This is a genomic window from Streptomyces sp. NPDC050534 (genome assembly GCF_044457745.1).
Taxonomy (GTDB): Bacteria; Actinomycetota; Actinomycetes; order Streptomycetales; family Streptomycetaceae; genus Streptomyces.
Genome location: NZ_JBITHF010000008.1, coordinates 415,872 through 436,681 on the forward strand (window position 1 = coordinate 415,872; position 20,810 = coordinate 436,681).

The window sequence follows — 20,810 nt, forward strand, 5'->3', positions numbered from 1 at the left end:
AGTGGACACGATTGCCAGCCTCTTCAGCTTCATCACGACACCCGTTTCATGGGTCATCGTCCAGTTCCACTCGGTGTACGGGAAGATCTTCGGTCCCGACACGGGCTGGGCCTGGGGCCTGTCCATCGTGTCCCTGGTGATTCTGATTCGTATCTGCCTGATCCCGCTCTTCGTGAAGCAGATCAAGGCGACCCGGGCCATGCAGACGCTGCAGCCCGAGATGAAGAAGATCCAGGAGCGCTACAAGAGCGACAAGCAGCGCCAGTCCGAAGAGATGATGAAGCTGTACAAGGAGACGGGTACCAACCCGCTCTCCTCGTGCCTTCCCATCCTGGCGCAGTCGCCGTTCTTCTTCGCCCTCTACCACGTGCTCAACGGCATCGCGACGGGCAAGACGATCGGCGTCATCGACGATCAGCTGCTCGCCAGTGCCCGTAAGGCGCACATCTTCGGCGCCCCGCTTGCCGCGAAGTTCACGGACAGCGCGGACAAGGTCGCCCAGCTCGGCGCCACGCTGACGGATGTCCGGGTCGTCACGGCCATCATGATCGTCATGATGTCGGCGTCGCAGTTCTACACGCAGCGCCAGCTGATGACGAAGAACGTCGACACCACGGTGAAGACGCCGTTCATGCAGCAGCAGAAGATGCTGATGTACGTCTTCCCGGTCATGTTCGCCGTCTTCGGCATCAACTTCCCGGTCGGTGTTCTCGTCTACTGGCTGACCACCAACGTGTGGACCATGGGCCAGCAGATGTACGTCATCCACAACAACCCGACCCCGGGTTCCAAGGCCCAGGCCGCCTACCTGGAGCGCCTGACCAAGCACGTCACGCACCACGGCAAGACCCGCCGGCGCAGCGAACGCACGATCATCAAGGCGATCGTCACCAAGGGCCGTGACCGCAACGAGTTCGAGCGCAAGTTCATCAACGCCCTGAACAAGGCGGGCCTCGCGGCTCAGACCGACGGCACCGTGGTGCAGAGCGACAACGCCGCCGCTGCCCAGACCGTGGCCGAGGACGGTACGCCGACGACCGGCGCCGCCGCCCCCAAGCGCCAGCAGCCCAAGCGCCAGTCGAAGTCCCAGCGTCAGTCCGGCACCGCGAAGCCGGCCGGCTCCGGAACTCCGACCTCGCTGAGCAAGTCCGACGAGCCCGAGGACGCCAAGCCGGAATCCGCTGCCAAGAAGACCACTTCGCAGCCCGGCAGCGGTTCCCGCAGCAAGGCCCAGTCCGGGCAGCGCAAGGGCCCGCAGCGCCCCAAGTCCCCGTCCAAGAAGTAAGAAGGAGCCCATCCCGTGACGGAAGGCACCACCTCCGCTGCTGCCGAGGGTGCAGACACCCTGTCCCGCCTGGAGCAGGAGGGCGAGATCGCGGCGGACTACCTCGAGGGTCTGCTGGACATCGCCGATCTCGACGGCGACATCGACATGGACGTCGAGGCCGACCGCGCCGCTGTCTCGATCATCAGCGACGCGGGCGGCCGAGACCTGCAGAAGCTGGTCGGCCGTGACGGCGAGGTGCTGGAGGCACTCCAGGAGCTCACGCGCCTGGCCGTGCACCGGGAGACCGGCGACCGTAGCCGGCTGATGCTGGACATCGCGGGTTACCGCGCCAAGAAGCGCGCCGAGCTCTCCGAGCTGGGCTCCAAGGCGGCCGCCGACGTCAAGAACACCGGCGAGCCGGTGAAGCTGAAGCCGATGACGCCGTTCGAACGCAAGGTCGTGCACGACGCGGTCAAGGCCGCGGGGCTGCGCAGCGAGTCCGAGGGCGAGGAGCCGCAGCGCTTCGTCGTCGTGCTGCCCGCCTGATCGGTTCGTACGTACTCCGGCCCCGTCTGTAGCGCAGACGGGGCCGAACTTTGTCAGCCTGATAGTTCTGGTGGTCGGCGCCGAGCGCGCCGATGCGGTACGGAAGGACGGTCCCCGTGACGGAGGCAGCGGAGCTTCCCCCCGCGCCCGAGCAGGCGCGTGAGGTGTTCGGCGATCGCTTCGCGGACGCGGTCCGCTATGCGGAGCTGCTCGCTGAGGCGGGTGTGAAGCGCGGCCTGATCGGCCCGCGTGAGGTGCCCCGCCTGTGGGAGCGGCACCTGCTGAACTGCGCGGTGCTGTCCGAGGTCGTGCCCGAGGGCGTGACCGTGTGCGACGTCGGCTCGGGCGCCGGCCTGCCGGGAATCCCTTTGGCGCTCGTTCGCGAGGACCTGAAGATCACGCTGCTGGAGCCCCTGCTGCGGCGTACGAACTTCCTCACCGAGGTCGTGGAGCTGCTGGGCCTGGACCATGTGACGGTGGTGCGTGGCCGTGCCGAGGAGGTCATGGGCAAGATTCCCCCGGTCCATGTCGTGACGGCACGGGCCGTGGCGCCGCTGGACCGTCTGGCCACGTGGGGTGTTCCGCTGCTGCGGCCGTACGGCGAGATGCTGGCGCTCAAGGGCGACACGGCCGAGGAAGAGCTGAAGAGTGCGGCCACGGCACTCAGCAAGCTCGGTGCCGTGCAGACGTCGATCCTCCATGTGGGCGAAGGCGTGGTGGATCCGCTGTCCACGGTGGTGCGGGTCGAAGTCGGGGAGAGCCCGGGCGGTGTGCGCTTCGCCGCGAAGAAGGCGAAGGCCGCTCGCGCCGGGCGAGTTCGTCGGCGCCGCTGATCCGGCCTGACGACGAGACGTACTCCACACAAGCTGCCAAACCTACACACGCCGGAGTGTCGCGACAGTTCGGCCACCGCTGCTGTGCATCGTGTTTCACGTGAAACGTCGCTCACTGCTGCACGGCATCATCAGTCGCGGCCGCGCCGCGGCCGAACCCCGCGACCGCAAGCCTCTCGGGTCACTACAAGAAGCGCCCACCGGTGGCGCTCGGGCCCCCGCGAGGGGCACGGAGTTGTCCACAGAGGTGGATTTCTCCACAGAAGAACAGGCCTCACTGGTTCGCGACCCCGAAGGCATGGGAGGCTCTGTTCATTGCGAGCCTGAAGTCGAGGAGAGTGAATCCTTGCGGTCCGACGCCAACATCGCGGGACCGATGACCGATCCGGTCCCTGGTCCCCGTACCGAGTCGCTCGGGGAGGATGTTTCACGTGAAACACCGCCCCCGATGGACGACACCCCGATCGGTCGTGCTGCCCAATTGGCAGTGGAGGCTCTGGGCCGTGCCGGCGAGGGCCTGCCACGGCCTGAGCAGACACGCGTCATGGTCGTCGCCAACCAGAAGGGTGGCGTGGGCAAAACGACGACGACCGTCAACCTTGCCGCCTCCCTGGCCCTGCATGGCGGCCGTGTCCTGGTGATCGACCTCGACCCACAGGGCAACGCATCCACCGCGCTGGGGATCGACCACCACGCCGAAGTTCCGTCCATCTACGACGTCCTGGTCGAGAGCCGGCCTCTCGCGGAGGTCGTCCAGCCGGTCCCGGATGTCGAGGGTCTGTTCTGCGCCCCCGCCACGATCGATCTCGCCGGTGCGGAGATCGAGCTGGTGTCCCTGGTGGCACGGGAGAGCCGGCTGGAGCGGGCCATCCAGGCCTATGAGCAGCCTCTGGACTACATCCTGATCGACTGCCCTCCGTCGCTCGGCCTGCTGACGGTCAACGCGCTGGTGGCAGGCGCGGAGGTACTCATCCCGATCCAGTGCGAGTACTACGCGCTGGAGGGCCTGGGACAGCTGCTGCGGAACGTCGACCTGGTGCGGGGGCACCTCAACCCCAACCTGCATGTATCGACGATCCTGCTCACCATGTACGACGGCCGGACGCGTCTCGCGTCCCAGGTCGCGGACGAGGTGCGCAGCCACTTCGGTGAAGAGGTGCTGCGGACGAGCATTCCCCGCTCGGTTCGTATCTCCGAGGCGCCGAGTTACGGACAGACCGTGCTGACCTACGATCCGGGTTCGAGCGGTGCGCTGTCCTACCTTGAGGCAGCACGAGAAATCGCGTTGAAGGGTGTCGGCGTGGCGTATGAGGCGCCGCACGCCCACATCGGCGCCCAGGGCGATCCAAGCATGGTGGAGGGCATTCAGTGAGCGAGCGACGGAGGGGTTTGGGCCGTGGTCTCGGCGCACTCATCCCTGCTGCACCGACGGAGAAGACGCCGACCCCGGCTGCGACGGGCGGCGTTGGTTCCGCGTCCCCGTCATCGGTGCCGGTGCTGACGAGCGACCGAGGGGTGGCCGCGGCGAAGGTGGCCACGTTGCCGCCTGTTTCACATGAAACCGAGGAACTGTCGGTCAACGGCTTCGCCGAGACTCCCGCCCCTCCCATGGGCGCCCACTTCGCGGAGATCCCCCTCGACTCCATCACGCCGAACCCGCGCCAGCCGCGTGAGGTCTTCGACGAGGACGCGCTGCAGGAACTGGTCACCTCCATCAAGGAGGTCGGTCTCCTCCAGCCCGTCGTCGTCCGGCAGCTGAGCTCCGACCGCTACGAGCTCATCATGGGCGAGCGGCGCTGGCGGGCCTGCCGTGAGGCCGGTCTTGAGGCGATCCCGGCGATCGTGCGGGCCACGGACGACGAGAAGCTCCTCCTGGACGCCCTCCTGGAGAACCTGCACCGGGCGCAGCTGAACCCGCTGGAAGAGGCGGCCGCCTATGACCAGCTTCTGAAGGACTTCAACTGCACGCACGACCAGCTGGCCGACCGCATCGGGCGTTCCCGTCCGCAGGTCTCCAACACCCTGCGTCTGCTGAAGCTCTCGCCCGCCGTCCAGCGGCGCGTGGCCGCCGGTGTTCTCTCCGCCGGTCATGCGAGGGCGCTGCTCTCCGTCGACGACTCGGAGGAGCAGGACCGGCTGGCCCATCGGATCGTCGCCGAGGGGCTGTCGGTGCGAGCCGTTGAGGAGATCGTGACCCTGATGGGTTCGCGGCCGCAGACCACGCAGCGCTCGAAGGGCCCCCGGGCCGGCGCCCGGGTCTCCCCGGCGCTGACGGACCTCGCGACCCGTCTCTCGGACCGTTTCGAGACGCGGGTGAAGGTCGACCTGGGGCAGAAGAAGGGCAAGATCACGGTCGAGTTCGCCTCCATGGAGGACCTCGAGCGGATCCTCAGCAGTCTCGCTCCCGGCGAGGGACCGGTTCTGCAGAAGAGCCTCCTGGACGGCGAGTCCGAGGAGACCGAGGAGTAGGAAGCCTGTGGTCGGCGGGGTGTGGTACTCGGCCGCCCGGTAGAGCGGGCCGTGTCCGGTGTGTACCGGAACACGGCCTGCTCTTTGCTTTCAGGCGCTATCGATGCAATCCCCTGGTGGATACGATGCGTTCGGGTATGGCGCATCCCACCTGGCAGTACCTGTGAGAGGGAGGCAGGGGCCATGCGAACGATGAGCCGCACCGGACTGGTGAGCGCGGGCCTGGGGCTGGGCGCGGTCGGCGGCTTCGTCGGCAGCCTCCTCAGAGAACGGAACGCTCTGACAGCCGCTCGCGACGCTGCGGGCGAGGGAAGCGAGGAACAGGCTTCATGGGGCGTCGGCTCGTACCGCTCACGCTGGACAACCTTCAGGACCTCCCCAATCGCTGCCGGGCGTGTGTCTTCTGGGAGTTGGACCCAGTCAGCGGTGAAGCCGCGGTAAAAGCGGGCAGGCCCGCCCTGGAGAAGGAAGCGTGGATCTCGGCGGTCCTGCTGGACTGGGGATCCTGCGGCCGTGTCGTCTACGTCGACGATGTACCGGTCGGCTTCGTGCTCTACGCCCCTCCGGCCTATGTGCCCCGTTCGACCGCGTTCCCCACGAGCCCCGTCTCACCGGACGCGGTACAGCTCATGACCGCCTTCATCATGCCGGGCTACCAGGGGCAAGGGCTCGGGAGAGTCATGGTCCAGACGGTCGCCAAGGATCTGCTGCGACGCGGGTTCAAGGCCATCGAGGCCTTCGGGGACGCCCGGTGGAAAGAGCCCGCATGTATGTTGCCGGCCGACCATCTTCTGGCCGTGGGCTTCAAGACGGTCCGCCCGCACCCGAAGCACCCTCGCCTGAGGCTGGAACTGCGGACGACCCTCTCCTGGAAGGAAGACGTGGAGATGGCTCTCGACCGGCTGCTGGGGGCAGTTCAGAAGGAGCCGGTGCTGAGGCCGCTGTGAAAAGCACCCGGACAAGCGAATGGGCCAACCCCTCGGGGTTGGCCCATTCGTGTTTCACGTGAAACAACGCCGTCGGCTCGACGGCTTCGCCGGCTACTCGGCGATGAATGCCTCGAGGTCGCGGACGATCGCGGCCTTGGGCTTCGCACCGACGATGGTCTTGGCGACCTCGCCGCCCTGGTAGACGTTCAGCGTCGGGATGGACATGACGCCGTACTTGGCGGCCGTACCCGGGTTCTCGTCGATGTTGAGCTTGACGACCTCGATCTTGTCGCCGTACTCGGCGGCGATCGCCTCGAGGGACGGCGCGATCTGGCGGCACGGGCCGCACCAGGCGGCCCAGAAGTCCACCAGGACGGGCTTGTCGCTCTTGAGGACGTCCTGATCGAAGGAGTCGTCGGTCACGTTCTTCAGGGTGCCGGCCACGGCGGGCTCCTTAACTGGTTGTTGCTTGAGGCGGAAGAGGATGGTGAGGGTCAGACAGAGGTCTTCTCGGGCTCGGCCTGCTCCTCGTCCGCGAGTGCGGCGAGGAAGCGCTCGGCGTCGAGAGCGGAGGAACAGCCGGTGCCGGCCGCGGTGATCGCCTGGCGGTAGGTGTGGTCGACCACGTCACCGGCGGCGAAGACACCCGTCAGGTTGGTGCGGGTCGAGGGAGCGGCGACCTTGAGGTAGCCCTCCGCGTCGAGGTCGAGCTGGCCCTTGAAGAGCTCGGTGCGCGGGTCGTGGCCGATGGCGATGAACAGCCCGGTGACCGCCAGGTCCGACAGTTCGCCGGTCTTGATGTTGCGCAGCTTCAGACCGGAGAGCTTCGGCTCGCCCTGGATCTCGGCGACCTCGCTGTCCCATACGAACTTGATCTTCGGGTCGGCGAAGGCGCGCTCCTGCATCGCCTTGGAGGCGCGCAGGGTGTCCCGGCGGTGGACGATGGTCACGGACTTGGCGAAGCGGGAGAGGAAGGTGGCCTCCTCCATCGCGGTGTCACCGCCGCCGATCACGGCGATGTCCTGGTCCTTGAAGAAGAAGCCGTCACAGGTGGCGCACCAGGAGACACCGCGCCCGGAGAGCGCGTCCTCGTTCGGCAGGCCGAGCTTGCGGTGCTGGGAGCCGGTGGTGACGATGACGGCCTTCGCCTTGTGCACGGTGCCCGAGGTGTCGGTGACGGTCTTGATCTCACCGGTCAGGTCGACCGCGACGATGTCGTCCGGGATGAGCTCGGCGCCGAAGCGCTCGGCCTGGGCGCGCATGTTGTCCATGAGCTCGGGACCCATGATGCCGTCCCGGAAGCCCGGGAAGTTCTCCACGTCGGTGGTGTTCATCAGGGCGCCACCGGCGGTGACGGCGCCCTCGAACACCAGCGGCTTCAGCGACGCGCGCGCGGTGTAGAGCGCCGCCGTGTAGCCGGCGGGCCCGGAGCCGATGATGATCACGTTACGGACGTCGCTCACGGCTTGGTTCCTCGTCTCTGGACTGCGTCGTCGGACCGGAGGGAGCCCCTCTCGAGCTCTCACCCCACCCAACGGATCCTAAGGGGCGTGCATTCCCACTGTGTCCGGGCACACGGGGTCGCCACACCGTACGAGATACCACGCAGAGGGAAGTCCAAGCGTGTCCGCTCAGGGACGGGTGTAGGAGTGCTTCAGGAGTACCTTCGCCTTGGCGGAGGACGGATGGGTCACACACGTCGCGTCGACGAGGTATGCGGTCACCCGCGTGCCGACGGAGGGGTCGGGCATGACCACCAGGAGAGTGTCCGTCCCCTTGTAGGTGCCCTGCTGGGTGGCGAGCGCCGGATCGGTCCGTCCGATGCCCTTCTGGACACAGGCCGGGACCGTGGGCTCCTTGAAGACCTTGGGCTGGTTGGTGCCGCCCTCCACGCCCAGGCTGTGAGGGGCATGAGAACCGCTCCCCGAGCCCTGGTCCTTGAGGAGACCGGCGACCTGGTTCCCCAGCTTGGCCTCCAAGAAGGTGTCCGCGGTGGCGGACTGCCGGCCCTGAGCCTGGGACGAAGGGGGATTGCCGTCGTCCAGCGACGACAGCAGCACGGAGCCGAGTCCCAGCGCGGCGACCGTGAAGACGGTGCCCAGGACGGCGATCCTGCGACGTCCGCTCCACCTGCGCTCGTTGCGCTTGCGGCCCGGACCGGTTGTGGAGGTGCGGGCGTGCCCTGCCGGACGGTCCGCCGTCGATGTTTCACGTGAAACATGCGCGTCGTCGCCTGCGTCGTCCATGGAAGGGGACACGTCGACGAGCGCCGGAACGTCCATGTCACCGGGCGCCGTCGCACTTAGGAATGCCTCGGCCGCGAGGGCGGCATCGATCCGCTCGGCGACATCGGCGGGCATGCGTGCCGGGCCCGGAACAGCACCAAGCAGTCCCCGGATCTCCTCCAGCGACGCGTAGACATCGGCGCAGAGCTCGCACTCGTCCAGGTGCTGCCTTATGTCGGCGGTCCGGGACGGCTCGAGCAGTCCTTCGGTGAGGTCGGAGATCTCGGTGACGTCCGGGTGCCCGGCCATGTCCGTCGTGGATGTCACGCTCGCCCACCTCCGCCCTTCACTGCGGCTGAATCGCTCGGTCCGGTATCGCGTGGACCGTGGGTCGGCGGTCCCGCTGCCGGTGGGACGGATGTCCCCTGGGTCCGGTTCCGCCCCTCACCCCGTTCCTTTCCCTCGCCGGCGTTCTGCGGTCGCAGATGGGTGAGCAGCGGCAGCAGCCTGGCTCTGCCACGGGCGCAGCGGCTCTTCACCGTGCCGGTCGGCACATCGAGCAGGCGGGCGGCCTCGGCGACCGGATACCCCTGCATGTCCACGAGGACGAGGGCGGCACGCTGGTCGGGCGGGAGGGTGCCGAGGGCCGCCAGCAGCTGACGGTGCAGATCGTTGCGCTCGGCGGGTGCCGACGCCTCCTCGTGAGGCTCCAGCAGCTGTTCCAGCCGCTCGGTGTCGTCGACCGGGGAGGTCTTGCGGGAGGCCGCCTTCCGCGCGCGGTCGAGGCAGGCGTTCACCGTGATCCGGTGCAGCCATGTCGTGACGGCCGATTGCCCCCGGAAGGTGTGGGCGGCCCGGTAGGCGGACACGAGGGCGTCCTGAACGGCGTCAGCGGCCTCCTCCCGGTCCCCCAGCGTCCGCAGGGCCACGGCCCACAGGCGGTCGCGATGGCGCCGCACAAGCTCACCGAAGGCGTCCGGGTCGCCTTTCACATGGCGGGCCAGGAGGTCCTGATCGCTTGCGTCGCCGTATGCGGTGTCATCTGCCATCGGACCCCCTCCCCTGGGATGCGGTACCTGATCAGCCGGTGAACTTCACGTCCGTGACGGCCTGCTTGTAGCCGGCGCTGCTGTAGCTGTCCTGGGGTGCCTTCGGCACGTCCGTGATCCACAGCAGCACGTACTGGGTCTTGAGCTTGTTCGAAGCCTTCACCGTGAGAGAGGTGCCACTCGTGGTGGCGGTTCCGATCTCCTTCATCCCGTCGACCGACGTCGAGGGGGACAGAGAGTCGGTGGCGTACAGGTGGACCGTCGTGTGGTCACCCGGGTATCGCAGCCCTATCGTCGCCGTCGAGATCGTCTGCGCAGCGCTGAGCTGGTAGACGATGCCCACTCCTGGCTTGTACGGCGCGAGCTTGGGACCGGAGTTGTAGCTCTTGGTCCGCCAGTAGGTGGAGCTGCTGCCGTCGTACGTCAGCCTGGCGTCCCCGGGCGCCTGGAGGGACCCCTCGGCGGCGTACTCCTGCGCGTTGTCGATCTTGAGCAGCGTGACCGGGGCGTTCTTGCCGCCGCCCTTGTTGCCGCCGGTCGTCTGGGTCTTGTTGGTGTCGTCGGACTTGCCGCTGTTGTCCATGAGGGCATCCGCGAGCTGCCAGCTGCCCAGACCCAGGGCGGCGATCAGCAGGGCCGAGACGGCCCACTTCAGGGCCTTGCCGGTACGGCTCTGCAGCGGGGCCGGAGGCGCCGGCACCGGCCGGGTGGCGCCGGGGTGCGCTGCGGGACGGCCGTACGTGCCCTGCTGGTACGTGGTGCGCTGATACTCCGGCGGCGCCGTGAAGGTGGGCTCCGGCGGGCGGATGCGGGGCATCTCGCCGATCGCCTTCACCAGCTCCTCAGGCGTCGTGCACGGCGACTCGTGCCGGGAGGCGGTCGCCCCGTCGTTGGCGAGCGCGCGCATGGAGAGCTCGGACAGACCGCGGTGGACGTTGGCCCGCACCTGGTCGGGTGCGATCAGCCCGACGTCCTTGGGCAGCCCCGACAGGCCGTAGGCGTCGCTCTCGTACGGCCAGCGCTGGGTGAGACCCGCGTACAGGAGGGCGCCGACGGATTCCGTGTCGGTGCGCTGGGGTGTGGCGGAACTGATGCCGCGCAGCGCGGCGCTCACGGCGAGGCCACGGATGCGCCACTGGCCGCTGGAGGTGCGCAGCACGGCGTTGGGGTTCAGCCGCAGATGGGCCAGACCCTCGCGATGAGCGGCGGCCATCGCGGAGCCGATCTGGCTGACCATCTGGTAGGCGTCGTGCGGCTCCATGGGGCCGGTGGCGAGCAGGGTGGTCAGCTCGACGGCGTCGGGCAGCCACTCGTGGACGACGTAGACGAGTTCGTTCTCCTCGACGGCGTCCAGCACCTGGACGAAGCGAGGGTCGCCGAGCAGCGCCGCGGAACGGGCCGCGGCCAGTACCGAACGCGCCCGCGAATGGTCCGCGGGCAGGAGATGGACGCCGACGGCACGGCGAAGTTTCTCGTCCACAGCACGCCAGCTGCTGAATCCGTCCAGACGGGTGACGCACTCCTCGAGCCGGTACCGTCTGGCAAGTTTGTGGCCGCTGTGCAGCTCGAGTGGTGAGGCCTTCTCAGGACCCTCGGTCCCGCCGCTCCCCTGTGCCTCGTCGATCTCCGTGTCCCGCTCCCGGTTCTGGGCCACCCCGTCGGCCGTGGACTGGTCCGCCTCTGCGGTCAGCGGCTCGTCACCGCTGTTGTCTGCCACGTCGACGGCAGCCGTGCTCCGTTCCGCCACCGTCGTTCCTGCCTCCCCATTCCTTGCGCGCCGACCGACTTCCGTGCGCGCCGTCCGACGCCGAAACCAATTGTGCCCACAGTCCGCCGCTATGCACGACACACGGTGGCGGACGATGGTTGTGCGCGTACCCCTGCCTCAGCGCCCCAGACGTCCGCGCACCATGCCGACCAGCGAGTTAAGTTCCTCGATGCGCATCTTTCGTGCGGCGACGAAGAAGATCCCGAGCAGAACCGCCCCGCCGACCAGCAGCGAGGCGAAGGATCCGACGACGCCCTGGCCGAGCGTGTGGCCGATTTCGTAGCAGGCCAAGCCGCTGAGCAGCGCCGCCGGCACCGAGGCGATGGCCAGTCGTGCGTACGTCCGCAGGACGCGGGCGCCGTCCAGGTCGCCGCCCAGCCGCTTGCGCAGCCGGTTCCAGGCGACACCGACGCCGATCGCGTAGGCGAGGCCGTACGAGGCGGCCATGCCGGCCACGGCCCAGCGCGGCGGCAGCGCCACGTAGCAGAGCACCGAGGCGCCCGCGTTGACGGCGGCCACGATGACCGTGTTGTAGAAGGGCGTCCGGGTGTCCTCGTAGGCGTAGAAAGCGCGCAGGACGACGTACTGAACGGAGTACGGGATCAGGCCGAGGGCGAAGGCCATCAGCATGAACCCCATGTTGGTGGCCTCGCTGGTACCCGAGGAGCCGAAGATCAGCGTGCACATCGGGATGCCGAGGGCGAGGAAACCGAAGGCGATCGGCACGATGGCGACAGCCGTGGTGCGCAGGCCCTGCGAGATGTCGTCACGTACGGCGCCGCTGTCGCTCTCGGCCGCGGAGCGCGAGATGCGCGGCAGCAGAGCCGCCATCAGGGAGACCGTGATGATCGCCTGCGGCAGGCCCCAGATCAGCTGGGCGTTGGCGTAGGCGGCGAAGCCGGTGCCGTCGACGGGCGACTTCTTGCCCGCCGCGGTCGACAGCTGCGAGACGACGATGGCGCCGGCCTGGTTGGCGAGGACGAACAGGACGGTCCACTTGGCGAGCGTGACGGCCTTGCCGAGGCCGTGGCCCCTCCAGTCGAACCGCAGTCGCAGCCGGAACCCGGTCTCGCTCAGGTACGGGATCATCGCCAGCGCCTGGACGGCGAGGCCGAGCAGGACACCGATGCCGAGGAGCCGCTGGCCCTCCGGCGGGATGGTCGTGACCTTCATGCCGGAGTCGGCCGCGGTGCCGTACACCCAGATGAACATGCCGAGCGTCACGATGATGACGATGTTGTTGAGGACCGGCGTCCACATCATCGCGCCGAACTTCCCGCGTGCGTTGAGGACCTGCCCCATCACCACGTGGACGCCCATGAAGAAGATCGAGGGCAGGAAGTAGCGGACGAAGGTGACGCCGACCTCGTTGGCCGCCGGATCGCCGGCGACCGAGTCGGACAGCAGGCGGATCAGGAGCGGGGCGCCGAGGACCGCCAGCACCGTGAGGGCGCCCAGGGCGACCATGACCAGGGTCAGCAGCCGGTTGGCGTAGGCCTCGCCGCCGTCCTCGTCCTCCTTCATCGCGCGCACCAGCTGGGGTACGAAGACGGAGTTGAGGCCGCCGCCGACGGTGAGGATGTAGATCATGGTCGGCAGCTGGTAGGCGACCTGGAAGGTGTCACCGAGCAGGCCGACGCCGAGTGCCGAGACGATCAGGGCGGAGCGGATGAAGCCAGTGAGGCGGGAGACCATCGTGCCCGCCGCCATCACCGCGCTCGACTTGAGCAGGCCGCCGGCCTTCCCGCCCTTCTGCGCCGGGACGGACGCGGGAGCGGGAGGAGCGACGGGCGTGGCGCCGAGGTTCAGGGTCTGGTCGGCCCCCGGTGCGGGGGCGCCCGGCGCCGGGTACTGCGGCGCAGGTGACGGCACGCCCGGGGCAGGTGCGGGACCCGGCACCGACGGGGTGTCCGACGGCAGGTAGCCGTTGCCCTGCTGCTGGTCCCGGAAGAGGTGCGCGAAGGCGTCCGGCTCGTGGTGCTCCTCGCCGGCCTGGGTGACCAGGTCGTCGACGCCCACGAACTGGGTTCTCCGGGGATCGTCGCCGTAGGGCAGGTACTGGGTGGGGCCGTCCGGCTCCGGCGCGGGCGGCTGGGCCCACACCCGCGGGTCGGGTGAGTACTGGGACTGCTGCGGCTGGGAGTACAGCGGCTGCTGCGGCTGGTAGGTGCCCGGGGGCGGCGGAGGGTGCGCGGCGCGGTCGTAGAGGGCCTCGGCGACCGGGTCCTGCGCGGCGAGGTCCTGTGCCCGGTAGGGGTCCTGGTCGTAGGCGTCCTGGAGGTACATGTCGGCGGGAGGCTGCTGCTGCGCCTGGCCGTGCTCGGGCTGCGGACCCTCGGGTGGACCCGAGTCGCCCGCGGACCGGCCGCGGTCACCGTCGTACGGCGCGTTCATGGTTACCCCACCTCATCGTCCCGGGCCCACTGGCCACGCGTCCTCAACGGTCCACTCTCTCACCCGTGGCGGACGGGTCGGCGCTTTCGGATGCGGTGTCCGGTGTCGGGTCACTCGGCTGCTCAGGCTCGTCCGCCCGGGCGTCGGTGCCGGACTCCTCGGTGAGACGGTCGTCCGGGCCCTCGGGGTTCTCGGGCCCGTCAGCGGCGTCGCCCGCCTCGTCGGGGCCGTCTTCCTCGGCCTCACGGGCGGCCGCCCGCTTGCGCTGCGTGTACATGCGGAAGCCGGCGAGGACCAGCAGGAGGAAGCCGCCGCCGATGACCAGCATCACCGTGGCCGTGAACTCGGTGACCTTGACGTCGAAGGTGACGGGCTGGCCGTACTCCTGGCCGTCCTCCGTGTACAGCTGGGCGACCAGCGTCGCCTGTCCGTTGGCCTTGGCCGACGTGGTGAACTTCACCGTCTGGGCGTGCCCTCCGGAGACCGTCACCTGCTGCTCGTCGTAGGCGTGGCCGCCGACCTGGAGGCGGGTGGGGTTCGTCGAGGTGAGGCGCAGCACCAGGTGGCCGACGCCCTGCACCAGGTTGTTCTGGACGGTCACGGGGATCGTGGCGCTGCGTCCTGACAGCTTGGTGGGGGACTTGTCGATCAGCTTGACCTGGTCCGCCAGAACGTTGAGGTGGTCTTCCACGTTGGTGCGGAAGCTCTGCGCCGCTTCCGGGCGGCCGCGCCATGACGTGGACATCCCGCGGTTCGTCGCCCGCCCGAAGGGGGTCACCACCCGGGACTCGTCGGAGAGGACCACCGTGAAGTTGTCGAGCTTGTCCTGGGTGGCGGCGATCGCTTCGAAGGCCGAGCGCGGCAGCTCCTGCCTGCGCAGCGAGGAGGGGTACGCGGTGGTCGACGGCACCTTCGTCGTGGCGCCCGGGTCCGGCTTGGCCTTGGCGGCCGACGTGAGCTGCTGGGCGTCGGACCAGGTGCCGCCCTCGAGGGCGGTGATCGCGGCGGCCATCGCCTGGGCCTGGCCCGTCGTGGGCATGCGCTGCGGGGCGACGACGATGCTGCGCTGCTTGTCCGACTGGAGGTCGAGCGCGAGGCTCTGGGCGAGGAACCGCTGCACGGCGAGCGTGCCGGCGGACGCCTTCGTGAGGTCGCCCTGGAAGGCCGTCGACAGGCGGGCGTCCGCGACCACCGCCGTCGTTCCGCCGCCGATCGGGCGGGCGGCGGACGGCGTGTAGGGCAGACCGCCGGTCTCCTGGAGGCTGTCGCTGCGCGCGATCACCTGATCGGCACCCGCGGAGGTGGCGACCTTGACGATGGAAGGGTCGACCGCGCCGTCCACCGGCCAAGCGAAGTCGGTGGCCGGCTTCACGTGGAGGATCGGCTCGACCGTGTTGGCGACGACGTCGGTGGCGTCCTTGAGGTGGCTCAGCGATCCGGTGACGCTCGTGCCGTTGTGCGCGAGGGAGGCCACGTCCGGGTCGGCGAAGGGCAGCGCGACGACCTCCTTGTCCGCCACCGCCGTCTGCAGATCGGCCAGCCACTGCTTGGCGACCGCCTGGTGGGTTCCCACCGCGGTGGTGTTGTCGCCGGTCCGCACCCGGTAGCTGCGGGTCATCGCGTCGACGGAGGCGAGCAGGTCCGGGTCGATCACCCAGGTGACGTCGAGGTCCTTGCCCAGGGACAGCATCTCGTCGAGGCGTCCGCCCGGGGAGATCTCCTTGGCGAGGTCGTCGTTGAGGAAGACCGGCGTCTGCTGCTCGTTCGAGCCCGTCTCCGCGGTCATGTGGACCGTGGAGATGAGCGGCCACAGGAATGTCGTCTTCGTCTTCGTGTCGGCCTCTTGGGGCTGCCACGGCAGGAAGGTCCGCTGGATGCCGAGGACCTGGTCCCAGGGTTCCGCGGACGTCTGGCCGTTCAGCGACACGGCGAACTGGTAGATCCCGTCGCTTCCGAGGTCCAGCTTGTCGACCGGCACGGAGATGCTGAATTGCTGGGCGACCCCTGGAGTGAGCTTGGCGAACTTCTCGACGTACTTGCCGCCGACCTCCGTGCCGGTCGCGCCCCGGAGGCTGTCACCGCCGCCGGCGGCGTCGTCGACGGCCGAGCGCGTGGCCAGCTTGGGGCCCAGGCGCAGGCCCACATGCGCGCCGGTGACGGTCTGCCTGCCGTTGTTGGTCACCGTGCCCGACACGGTCAGCGTGTCGCCTTCCGTGGGCAGGTTGGGGGTGAGCGAGTCGACGGCGACGGCCACCGAGCCCGAGCCGGAGGCGTCCTTCACGGACGTCTGACCAGCCGCTTCCGCGGAAGTCGCGGAGTGCAGTTGGAGAAGACCGGCCAGAAGAGGCGCCGCGGCGAGCAGCGCCCCGGTGCGCCGCAGCCAGCGGCGGGCAGGTGAGGGAGTCGTCCCCTGGAAGTCTGCCGCCTCGGCCACGCGCTCGCCCGTCCCTCGTCGTCGTCAGTGGTCGTCGGAATGTGCGTCCACGCATCGTAACGATGCGCGCTGAGGGGAAGTGCCGCGGACCGTCCCACAAGATCGGGGGACCGAGTCAGTTCACCCCTTATCTTCCTGTATAAGCAGAGCGTCACCGTACGCGCGGGGGGCGGGTCCTGTACCCGTATCCAGGGAGATGTTCGTCCCCTCTTAATGGAGGCGCTTGCGCCCGCCCGGGCCACGTACCCTCTTCTGTTGTGCCGAACGCCAACGAAGCCCACCTCAGCGCCCCGAGCCAGGAGTCGCACCGCGTGCCGAGCGAATCACTGCGGGTTGCCCCTGTCGCCGACGACCTCGCCCGCCGTTTCCAGGAGGCGGGATTTTCACTCGCCCTCGTCGGCGGTTCGGTCAGGGACGCGCTGCTCGGCCGGCTCGGCAACGACCTCGACTTCACGACCGACGCCCGCCCTGAGGACGTCCTCAAGATCGTCCGGCCGTGGGCGGACGCTCTGTGGGAGGTCGGCATCGCCTTCGGCACGGTCGGTGCGCAGAAGGACGGCTACCAGATCGAGGTGACGACCTTCCGTTCGGAGGCCTACGACCGGACCTCGCGCAAGCCCGAGGTGTCGTACGGCGACTCCATCGAGGAAGACCTCGTCCGCCGCGACTTCACGGTCAACGCGATGGCGGTCGCGCTCCCCGAGAGGAAGTTCATCGATCCGCACGACGGACAGGCCGACCTGGCCGCGCGTGTGCTGCGCACCCCTGGCACTCCCGAGGCGTCCTTCTCCGACGACCCGCTGCGGATGATGCGCGCGGCGCGCTTCGCCGCGCAGCTCGACTTCGAGGTGGCTCCCGAGGTCGTGGCGGCGATGAAGGAGATGGCCGGGCGGATCGAGATCGTCTCGGCGGAGCGGGTGCGGGAGGAGCTGAACAAGCTGATCCTTTCCGCGCACCCGCGCAAGGGGCTGACGTTGCTCGTCGATACCGGCCTCGCCGACTACGTCCTGCCCGAGCTGCCGGCGCTGCGTCTGGAGAGCGACGAGCACCACCGTCACAAGGACGTCTACGAGCACACGCTGATCGTCCTGGAGCAGGCGATCGCGCTGGAGAAGAACGGTCCCGACCTGACGCTGCGGCTGGCGGCTCTGCTGCACGACATCGGAAAGCCGCGCACGCGCCGGTTCGAGAAGGACGGCCGGGTCTCCTTCCACCACCACGAGGTGGTCGGCGCGAAGATGACGAAGAAGCGCATGACGGCGCTCAAGTACTCCAACGAGCTCGTGAAGGACGTCTCACGCCTGGTCGAGCTCCACCTGCGCTTTCACGGCTACGGCACCGGCGAGTGGACGGACTCGGCGGTCCGTCGCTACGTCCGTGACGCCGGCCCGCTCCTCGAGCCCCTCCACAAGCTGACCCGCTCGGACTGCACGACCCGCAACAAGCGCAAGGCGGCGGCCCTGTCGCGCGCGTACGACGGTCTGGAGGAGCGCATCGCTCAACTCCAGGAGCAGGAAGAGCTGGACGCGATCCGGCCGGACCTCGACGGCAACCAGATCATGGAGATCCTGGGGGTCGGCCCCGGTCCGGTGATCGGCCGCGCGTACCAGCAGATGCTGGAACTGCGACTGGAGAACGGGCCGATGGAGCACGACGCGGCGGTGGCGGCGCTCAAGCAGTGGTGGGCCGAGCAGAGCTGATGCGGCAGAGGGCGGGCATGTTTCACGTGAAACATGCCCGCACACGAACGCCGCACCGGGTGTGTCCGATGCGGCGTTCTCAGGGCTCTGGTGGCGATGTTTCACGTGAAACATCGCCTAGCGCTTGCTGCTCTCGTCCTACTTGACCGTCTTCAGGCAGAGGACGACGTCGTGACTGTCGCCCGTCTGGTAGTAGGCGATCTCCGCGTCCGCGACAGTCTTGCACTTGCTGTCGTCGCTGGTGTTGTCGAACTTCTCCACGACCTTGTACTGGGCGTCGCTCGAGGAGCAGTCGACCGTCTTGAGCTTCGGGTCGGACTGGGTGCCCGTGTTGTGCATGCAGCTGCCCTTGGAAGTGGTCTCGGCGTCGGTCTTGCCGAGCTGCCACTTGACCACGCCGATGATTATCGCGAGCACGATGATCCCGACGATGCGAAGCACCTTCTTGTTGAAACGCCGGGTGGGCGGCGCCGGAGGCACCGGAGCGGTGGGCACCCCGCCCTGGCCGAAGGGGTTGCCGCCCTGGGGCGGGTACGGGGCCTGGGCCTGAGGCTGGCCGTAAGGCTGCTGCTGGCCCTGTGCGAACGGGTTTTGGCCCTGGGGCGGCGGAGTCGACACTTAGGGGTCCCCCTAGATGAGTTGGTGAGCGTGCGCACATAAGAGGCGCGTAAGACGCACGTAAGTTACCGGGCCCCACTGACAGTTCTGAAGTTGAGGGGGACTCTGTGGCTTTGATGTGACACTTACCGACGTTCAAAGCGGGCCATAGCCGCCGCAACTGCCCCGTAGACAACGGCGACTGTGACCACCAGCGGTACAGAACGGCCGTCCGGCGGCAGCATCAGCGCGGCCACCGCGGCGGCGCCGACGAAGGCGACGTTGAACAGCACGTCGTAGACGGAGAAGATCCGGCCGCGGAAGCCGTCCTCCACGGAGGACTGGACGATCGTGTCCGTCGCGATCTTCGCGCCCTGGGTCGTCAGCCCCAGGACGAACGTCGCGACGAGCATGGGGCCGACGGCGAACGGGAGACCGAGGGACGGCTCCAGGATCGCGGCCGCGGCGGCGCACACGGCGATCCAGCGGCCCGGGCCGAGCTGCCCCGCGGCCCAGGGCGTCACCACGGCTGCCGCGAAGAAGCCGGCCGCCGACGTACCCAGAGCGGTCCCCAGCAGCCGCAGCCCCGCGTCCGTGTTCGAGGTGAAGGAGTACCGGCAGAGCATCAGCAGCATGACCAGCAGGGCGCCGTAGCAGAACCTCATCAGGGTCATCGCGAGAAGCGACCAGGCGGCCTCCCGTCGGGGTGGCGCGGCGAGATGCCGTACCGCTGCCGCCAGGTCGCGGGCCGTGCCGGTGAGGGCTGCCGCCAGGTGCGGCTGAACCAACCCCTGGTCCGGGCCCAGCTGTTCCGGCTTGAGGCGCAGGGACGCCAGGGCCGCGCACAGGTAGAGGATCGCGCCCAGCAGTACCACCGCCGCGTCGGAGTCCGCGACCACCAGTCGTACGACGAAGGCGAGGCCGCCGCCCGCGGCCGCCGCGAGGGTACCGGCCGTCGGAGACAGGGAGTTGGCCATCACGAGGCGCTCGGTGTCCACGACGCGTGGCAGCGCGGCGGACAGCCCCGCGAGGACGAAGCGGTTGACGGCGGTGACACACAGCGCCGAGGCGTAGAAGAGCCAGTCCGGGACGTGGCTGAGGATCAGAAGGGCCGTCCCCGAGGCCATCACGGCGCGCAGCAGGTTGCCGTAGAGGAAGACCTGGCGGCGGCGCCAGCGGTCCAGGAGGACGCCGGCGAAGGGGCCCACGAGCGAGTACGGGAGCAGCAGGACGGCCATCGCGGAGGCGATCGCGGCGGCCGAGGTCTGCTTCTCCGGCGAGAAGACGACGTAGGCGGCGAGAGCGACCTGGTACACGCCGTCGGCGCCCTGGGAGAGCAGGCGGACGGCGAGCAGGCGCCGGAAGTTCGCGAAGCGCAGGAGGACGCGCAGGTCACGGACGACGGCCATGAGGCACAGCTTCACATATGGGGAGGTCCCCGGGTCGGGTGACCCGGGGACCCTCAGAGCCCTGGCAGGAGCGTTTTGAGCTGGGGGAGCGCGTTTTAGCGCTCGACCTCTCCCTTGATGAACTTCTCGACGTTCTCGCGGGCCTCGTCGTCGAAGTACTGGACCGGCGGGGACTTCATGAAGTACGAGGACGCCGACAGGATCGGACCGGCGATGCCGCGGTCCTTGGCGATCTTCGCGGCGCGCACGGCGTCGATGATGACACCGGCGGAGTTCGGGGAGTCCCAGACCTCGAGCTTGTACTCCAGGTTCAGCGGGACGTCGCCGAAGGCGCGGCCCTCGAGGCGGACGTACGCCCACTTGCGGTCGTCGAGCCAGGCCACCCAGTCGGACGGGCCGATGTGGACGTTGCCCTCGCCGAGCTCGCGGTCGCGGATCTGCGAGGTGACCGCCTGCGTCTTGGAGATCTTCTTGGACTCCAGGCGCTCGCGCTCGAGCATGTTCTTGAAGTCCATGTTGCCGCCGACGTTCAGCTGCATCGTGCGGTCGAGGATGACACCCCGGTCCTCGAACAGCTTCGCCATGACGCGGTGCGTGATGGTGGCGCCGACCTGCGACTTGATGTCGTCACCGACGATCGGGACGCCCGCCTCGGTGAACTTGTCCGCCCACTCCTTGGTGCCGGCGATGAAGACCGGAAGGGCGTTGACGAAGGCGACCTTGGCGTCGATGGCGCACTGGGCGTAGAACTTCGCCGCGTCCTCGGAACCCACCGGCAGGTAGCAGACCAGGACGTCGACCTGCTTGTCCTTGAGGACCTTGACGACGTCGACCGGCTCGGCCTCGGACTCCTCGATGGTCTCGCGGTAGTACTTGCCGAGACCGTCGAGGGTGTGGCCGCGCTGCACCGTGACGCCGGTGGAGGGCACGTCGCAGATCTTGATGGTGTTGTTCTCGGAGGCGCCGATCGCGTCCGCCAGGTCGAGGCCGACCTTCTTCGCGTCGACGTCGAACGCGGCGACGAACTCCACGTCACGCACGTGGTAGTCACCGAACTGCACATGCATCAGGCCGGGGACCCTCGACGCCGGGTCGGCGTCCTTGTAGTACTCGACTCCCTGCACCAGCGACGCGGCGCAGTTGCCCACGCCGACGACGGCTACGCGAACCGAACCCATTCCGGTTGCTCC

At 68.7% G+C, this 20,810-nt stretch carries 17 protein-coding genes; 7 read left to right on the forward strand and 10 right to left on the reverse strand.

All coding sequences use genetic code 11. The features are described 5' to 3' along the window. Nucleotide 1 precedes the first annotated feature (1 nt). From yidC to ACIBN2_RS27330, 6 genes are all read left to right on the forward strand, one after another. A complete protein-coding gene (gene yidC, locus ACIBN2_RS27305) occupies nucleotides 2–1,285 on the forward strand; it encodes a membrane protein insertase YidC (protein ID WP_399138062.1) in 1,284 nt (427 codons plus the stop codon). Between the two features lie 15 nt (nucleotides 1,286–1,300). Further along, nucleotides 1,301–1,813, forward strand: coding sequence for a protein jag (locus ACIBN2_RS27310; RefSeq protein ID WP_399138064.1), 513 nt, complete (start codon nucleotides 1,301–1,303; stop codon nucleotides 1,811–1,813). A 116-nt stretch (nucleotides 1,814–1,929) separates the two neighbouring features. Further along, entirely contained in the window at nucleotides 1,930–2,646 is a 717-nt protein-coding gene (rsmG, locus tag ACIBN2_RS27315; protein ID WP_399138066.1) for a 16S rRNA (guanine(527)-N(7))-methyltransferase RsmG, read from the forward strand. Between the two features lie 298 nt (nucleotides 2,647–2,944). Continuing rightward, complete coding sequence (locus ACIBN2_RS27320) at nucleotides 2,945–4,018, forward strand: AAA family ATPase (protein ID WP_399138243.1); 1,074 nt, start codon at nucleotides 2,945–2,947, stop codon at nucleotides 4,016–4,018. Further along, on the forward strand, nucleotides 4,015–5,115 hold the full coding sequence (locus tag ACIBN2_RS27325) for a ParB/RepB/Spo0J family partition protein (RefSeq protein ID WP_399138068.1): 1,101 nt from the start codon (nucleotides 4,015–4,017) through the stop codon (nucleotides 5,113–5,115). The genes ACIBN2_RS27320 and ACIBN2_RS27325 overlap by 4 nt, the downstream gene beginning before the upstream one ends. Before the next feature lie 329 nt (nucleotides 5,116–5,444). Further along, nucleotides 5,445–6,062 carry a GNAT family N-acetyltransferase gene (locus tag ACIBN2_RS27330; protein ID WP_399138070.1) on the forward strand — a complete coding sequence of 206 codons (618 nt, stop codon included), beginning with the start codon at nucleotides 5,445–5,447 and terminating at the stop codon, nucleotides 6,060–6,062. A gap of 93 nt (nucleotides 6,063–6,155) precedes the next feature. On the opposite strand, the gene trxA is transcribed toward ACIBN2_RS27330, so the two are convergent. The 7 genes from trxA to ACIBN2_RS27365 all read right to left on the reverse strand — a co-directional run bounded on the left by trxA (nucleotide 6,156) and on the right by ACIBN2_RS27365 (nucleotide 15,914). Beyond that, nucleotides 6,156–6,488 (reverse strand): thioredoxin, encoded by a 333-nt coding sequence (gene trxA / locus ACIBN2_RS27335; protein ID WP_399138071.1) that lies wholly within the window; start codon nucleotides 6,486–6,488, stop codon nucleotides 6,156–6,158. 50 nt (nucleotides 6,489–6,538) lie between these two features. Further along, a complete protein-coding gene (gene trxB, locus ACIBN2_RS27340) occupies nucleotides 6,539–7,507 on the reverse strand; it encodes a thioredoxin-disulfide reductase (RefSeq protein WP_399138073.1) in 969 nt (322 codons plus the stop codon). Nucleotides 7,508–7,675: 168 nt separating this feature from the next. Next, a complete protein-coding gene (locus ACIBN2_RS27345) occupies nucleotides 7,676–8,596 on the reverse strand; it encodes an anti-sigma factor family protein (protein WP_399138074.1) in 921 nt (306 codons plus the stop codon). Next, on the reverse strand, nucleotides 8,593–9,318 hold the full coding sequence (sigM, locus tag ACIBN2_RS27350) for an RNA polymerase sigma factor SigM (protein ID WP_399138076.1): 726 nt from the start codon (nucleotides 9,316–9,318) through the stop codon (nucleotides 8,593–8,595). Before sigM ends, ACIBN2_RS27345 begins: the two co-directional genes overlap by 4 nt. Nucleotides 9,319–9,349: 31 nt before the next feature. Then, nucleotides 9,350–11,065 carry a serine/threonine protein kinase gene (locus tag ACIBN2_RS27355; RefSeq protein WP_399138077.1) on the reverse strand — a complete coding sequence of 572 codons (1,716 nt, stop codon included), beginning with the start codon at nucleotides 11,063–11,065 and terminating at the stop codon, nucleotides 9,350–9,352. Nucleotides 11,066–11,203: 138 nt separating this feature from the next. Beyond that, on the reverse strand, nucleotides 11,204–13,480 hold the full coding sequence (murJ, locus tag ACIBN2_RS27360) for a murein biosynthesis integral membrane protein MurJ (protein ID WP_399138078.1): 2,277 nt from the start codon (nucleotides 13,478–13,480) through the stop codon (nucleotides 11,204–11,206). Nucleotides 13,481–13,523: 43 nt separating this feature from the next. Continuing rightward, nucleotides 13,524–15,914, reverse strand: a complete 2,391-nt coding sequence (locus ACIBN2_RS27365) for a DUF6049 family protein (RefSeq protein WP_399138080.1) — start codon at nucleotides 15,912–15,914, stop codon at nucleotides 13,524–13,526. A 257-nt stretch (nucleotides 15,915–16,171) separates the two neighbouring features. On the opposite strand from ACIBN2_RS27365, the gene ACIBN2_RS27370 reads away from it, so the two are divergent. After that, nucleotides 16,172–17,614, forward strand: coding sequence for a CCA tRNA nucleotidyltransferase (locus tag ACIBN2_RS27370; RefSeq protein ID WP_399138081.1), 1,443 nt, complete (start codon nucleotides 16,172–16,174; stop codon nucleotides 17,612–17,614). Nucleotides 17,615–17,752: 138 nt separating this feature from the next. Here ACIBN2_RS27370 and ACIBN2_RS27375 read toward each other — a convergent pair whose 3' ends face one another. The 3 genes from ACIBN2_RS27375 to ACIBN2_RS27385 form a co-directional block, all read right to left on the reverse strand. Then, nucleotides 17,753–18,232, reverse strand: coding sequence for a hypothetical protein (locus ACIBN2_RS27375; RefSeq protein ID WP_399138083.1), 480 nt, complete (start codon nucleotides 18,230–18,232; stop codon nucleotides 17,753–17,755). A 125-nt stretch (nucleotides 18,233–18,357) separates the two neighbouring features. Continuing rightward, a complete protein-coding gene (locus tag ACIBN2_RS27380) occupies nucleotides 18,358–19,620 on the reverse strand; it encodes an MFS transporter (protein WP_399138085.1) in 1,263 nt (420 codons plus the stop codon). A gap of 95 nt (nucleotides 19,621–19,715) precedes the next feature. Then, nucleotides 19,716–20,798, reverse strand: a complete 1,083-nt coding sequence (locus ACIBN2_RS27385) for an inositol-3-phosphate synthase (RefSeq protein WP_399138086.1) — start codon at nucleotides 20,796–20,798, stop codon at nucleotides 19,716–19,718. Nucleotides 20,799–20,810 lie beyond the last annotated feature (12 nt).

Excerpts from the sequence above, each read along its gene's own strand:
- ACIBN2_RS27330 (WP_399138070.1), top strand. The coding sequence starts at position 5,445 with ATGGGGCGTCGGCTCGTACCGCTCACGCTGGACAACCTTCAGGACCTC.
- sigM (WP_399138076.1), bottom strand. The coding sequence starts at position 9,318 with ATGGCAGATGACACCGCATACGGCGACGCAAGCGATCAGGACCTCCTG.
- ACIBN2_RS27385 (WP_399138086.1), bottom strand. The coding sequence starts at position 20,798 with ATGGGTTCGGTTCGCGTAGCCGTCGTCGGCGTGGGCAACTGCGCCGCG.
- murJ (WP_399138078.1), bottom strand. The coding sequence starts at position 13,480 with ATGAACGCGCCGTACGACGGTGACCGCGGCCGGTCCGCGGGCGACTCG.
- ACIBN2_RS27320 (WP_399138243.1), top strand. The coding sequence starts at position 2,945 with ATGGGAGGCTCTGTTCATTGCGAGCCTGAAGTCGAGGAGAGTGAATCC.
- ACIBN2_RS27380 (WP_399138085.1), bottom strand. The coding sequence starts at position 19,620 with ATGGCCGTCGTCCGTGACCTGCGCGTCCTCCTGCGCTTCGCGAACTTC.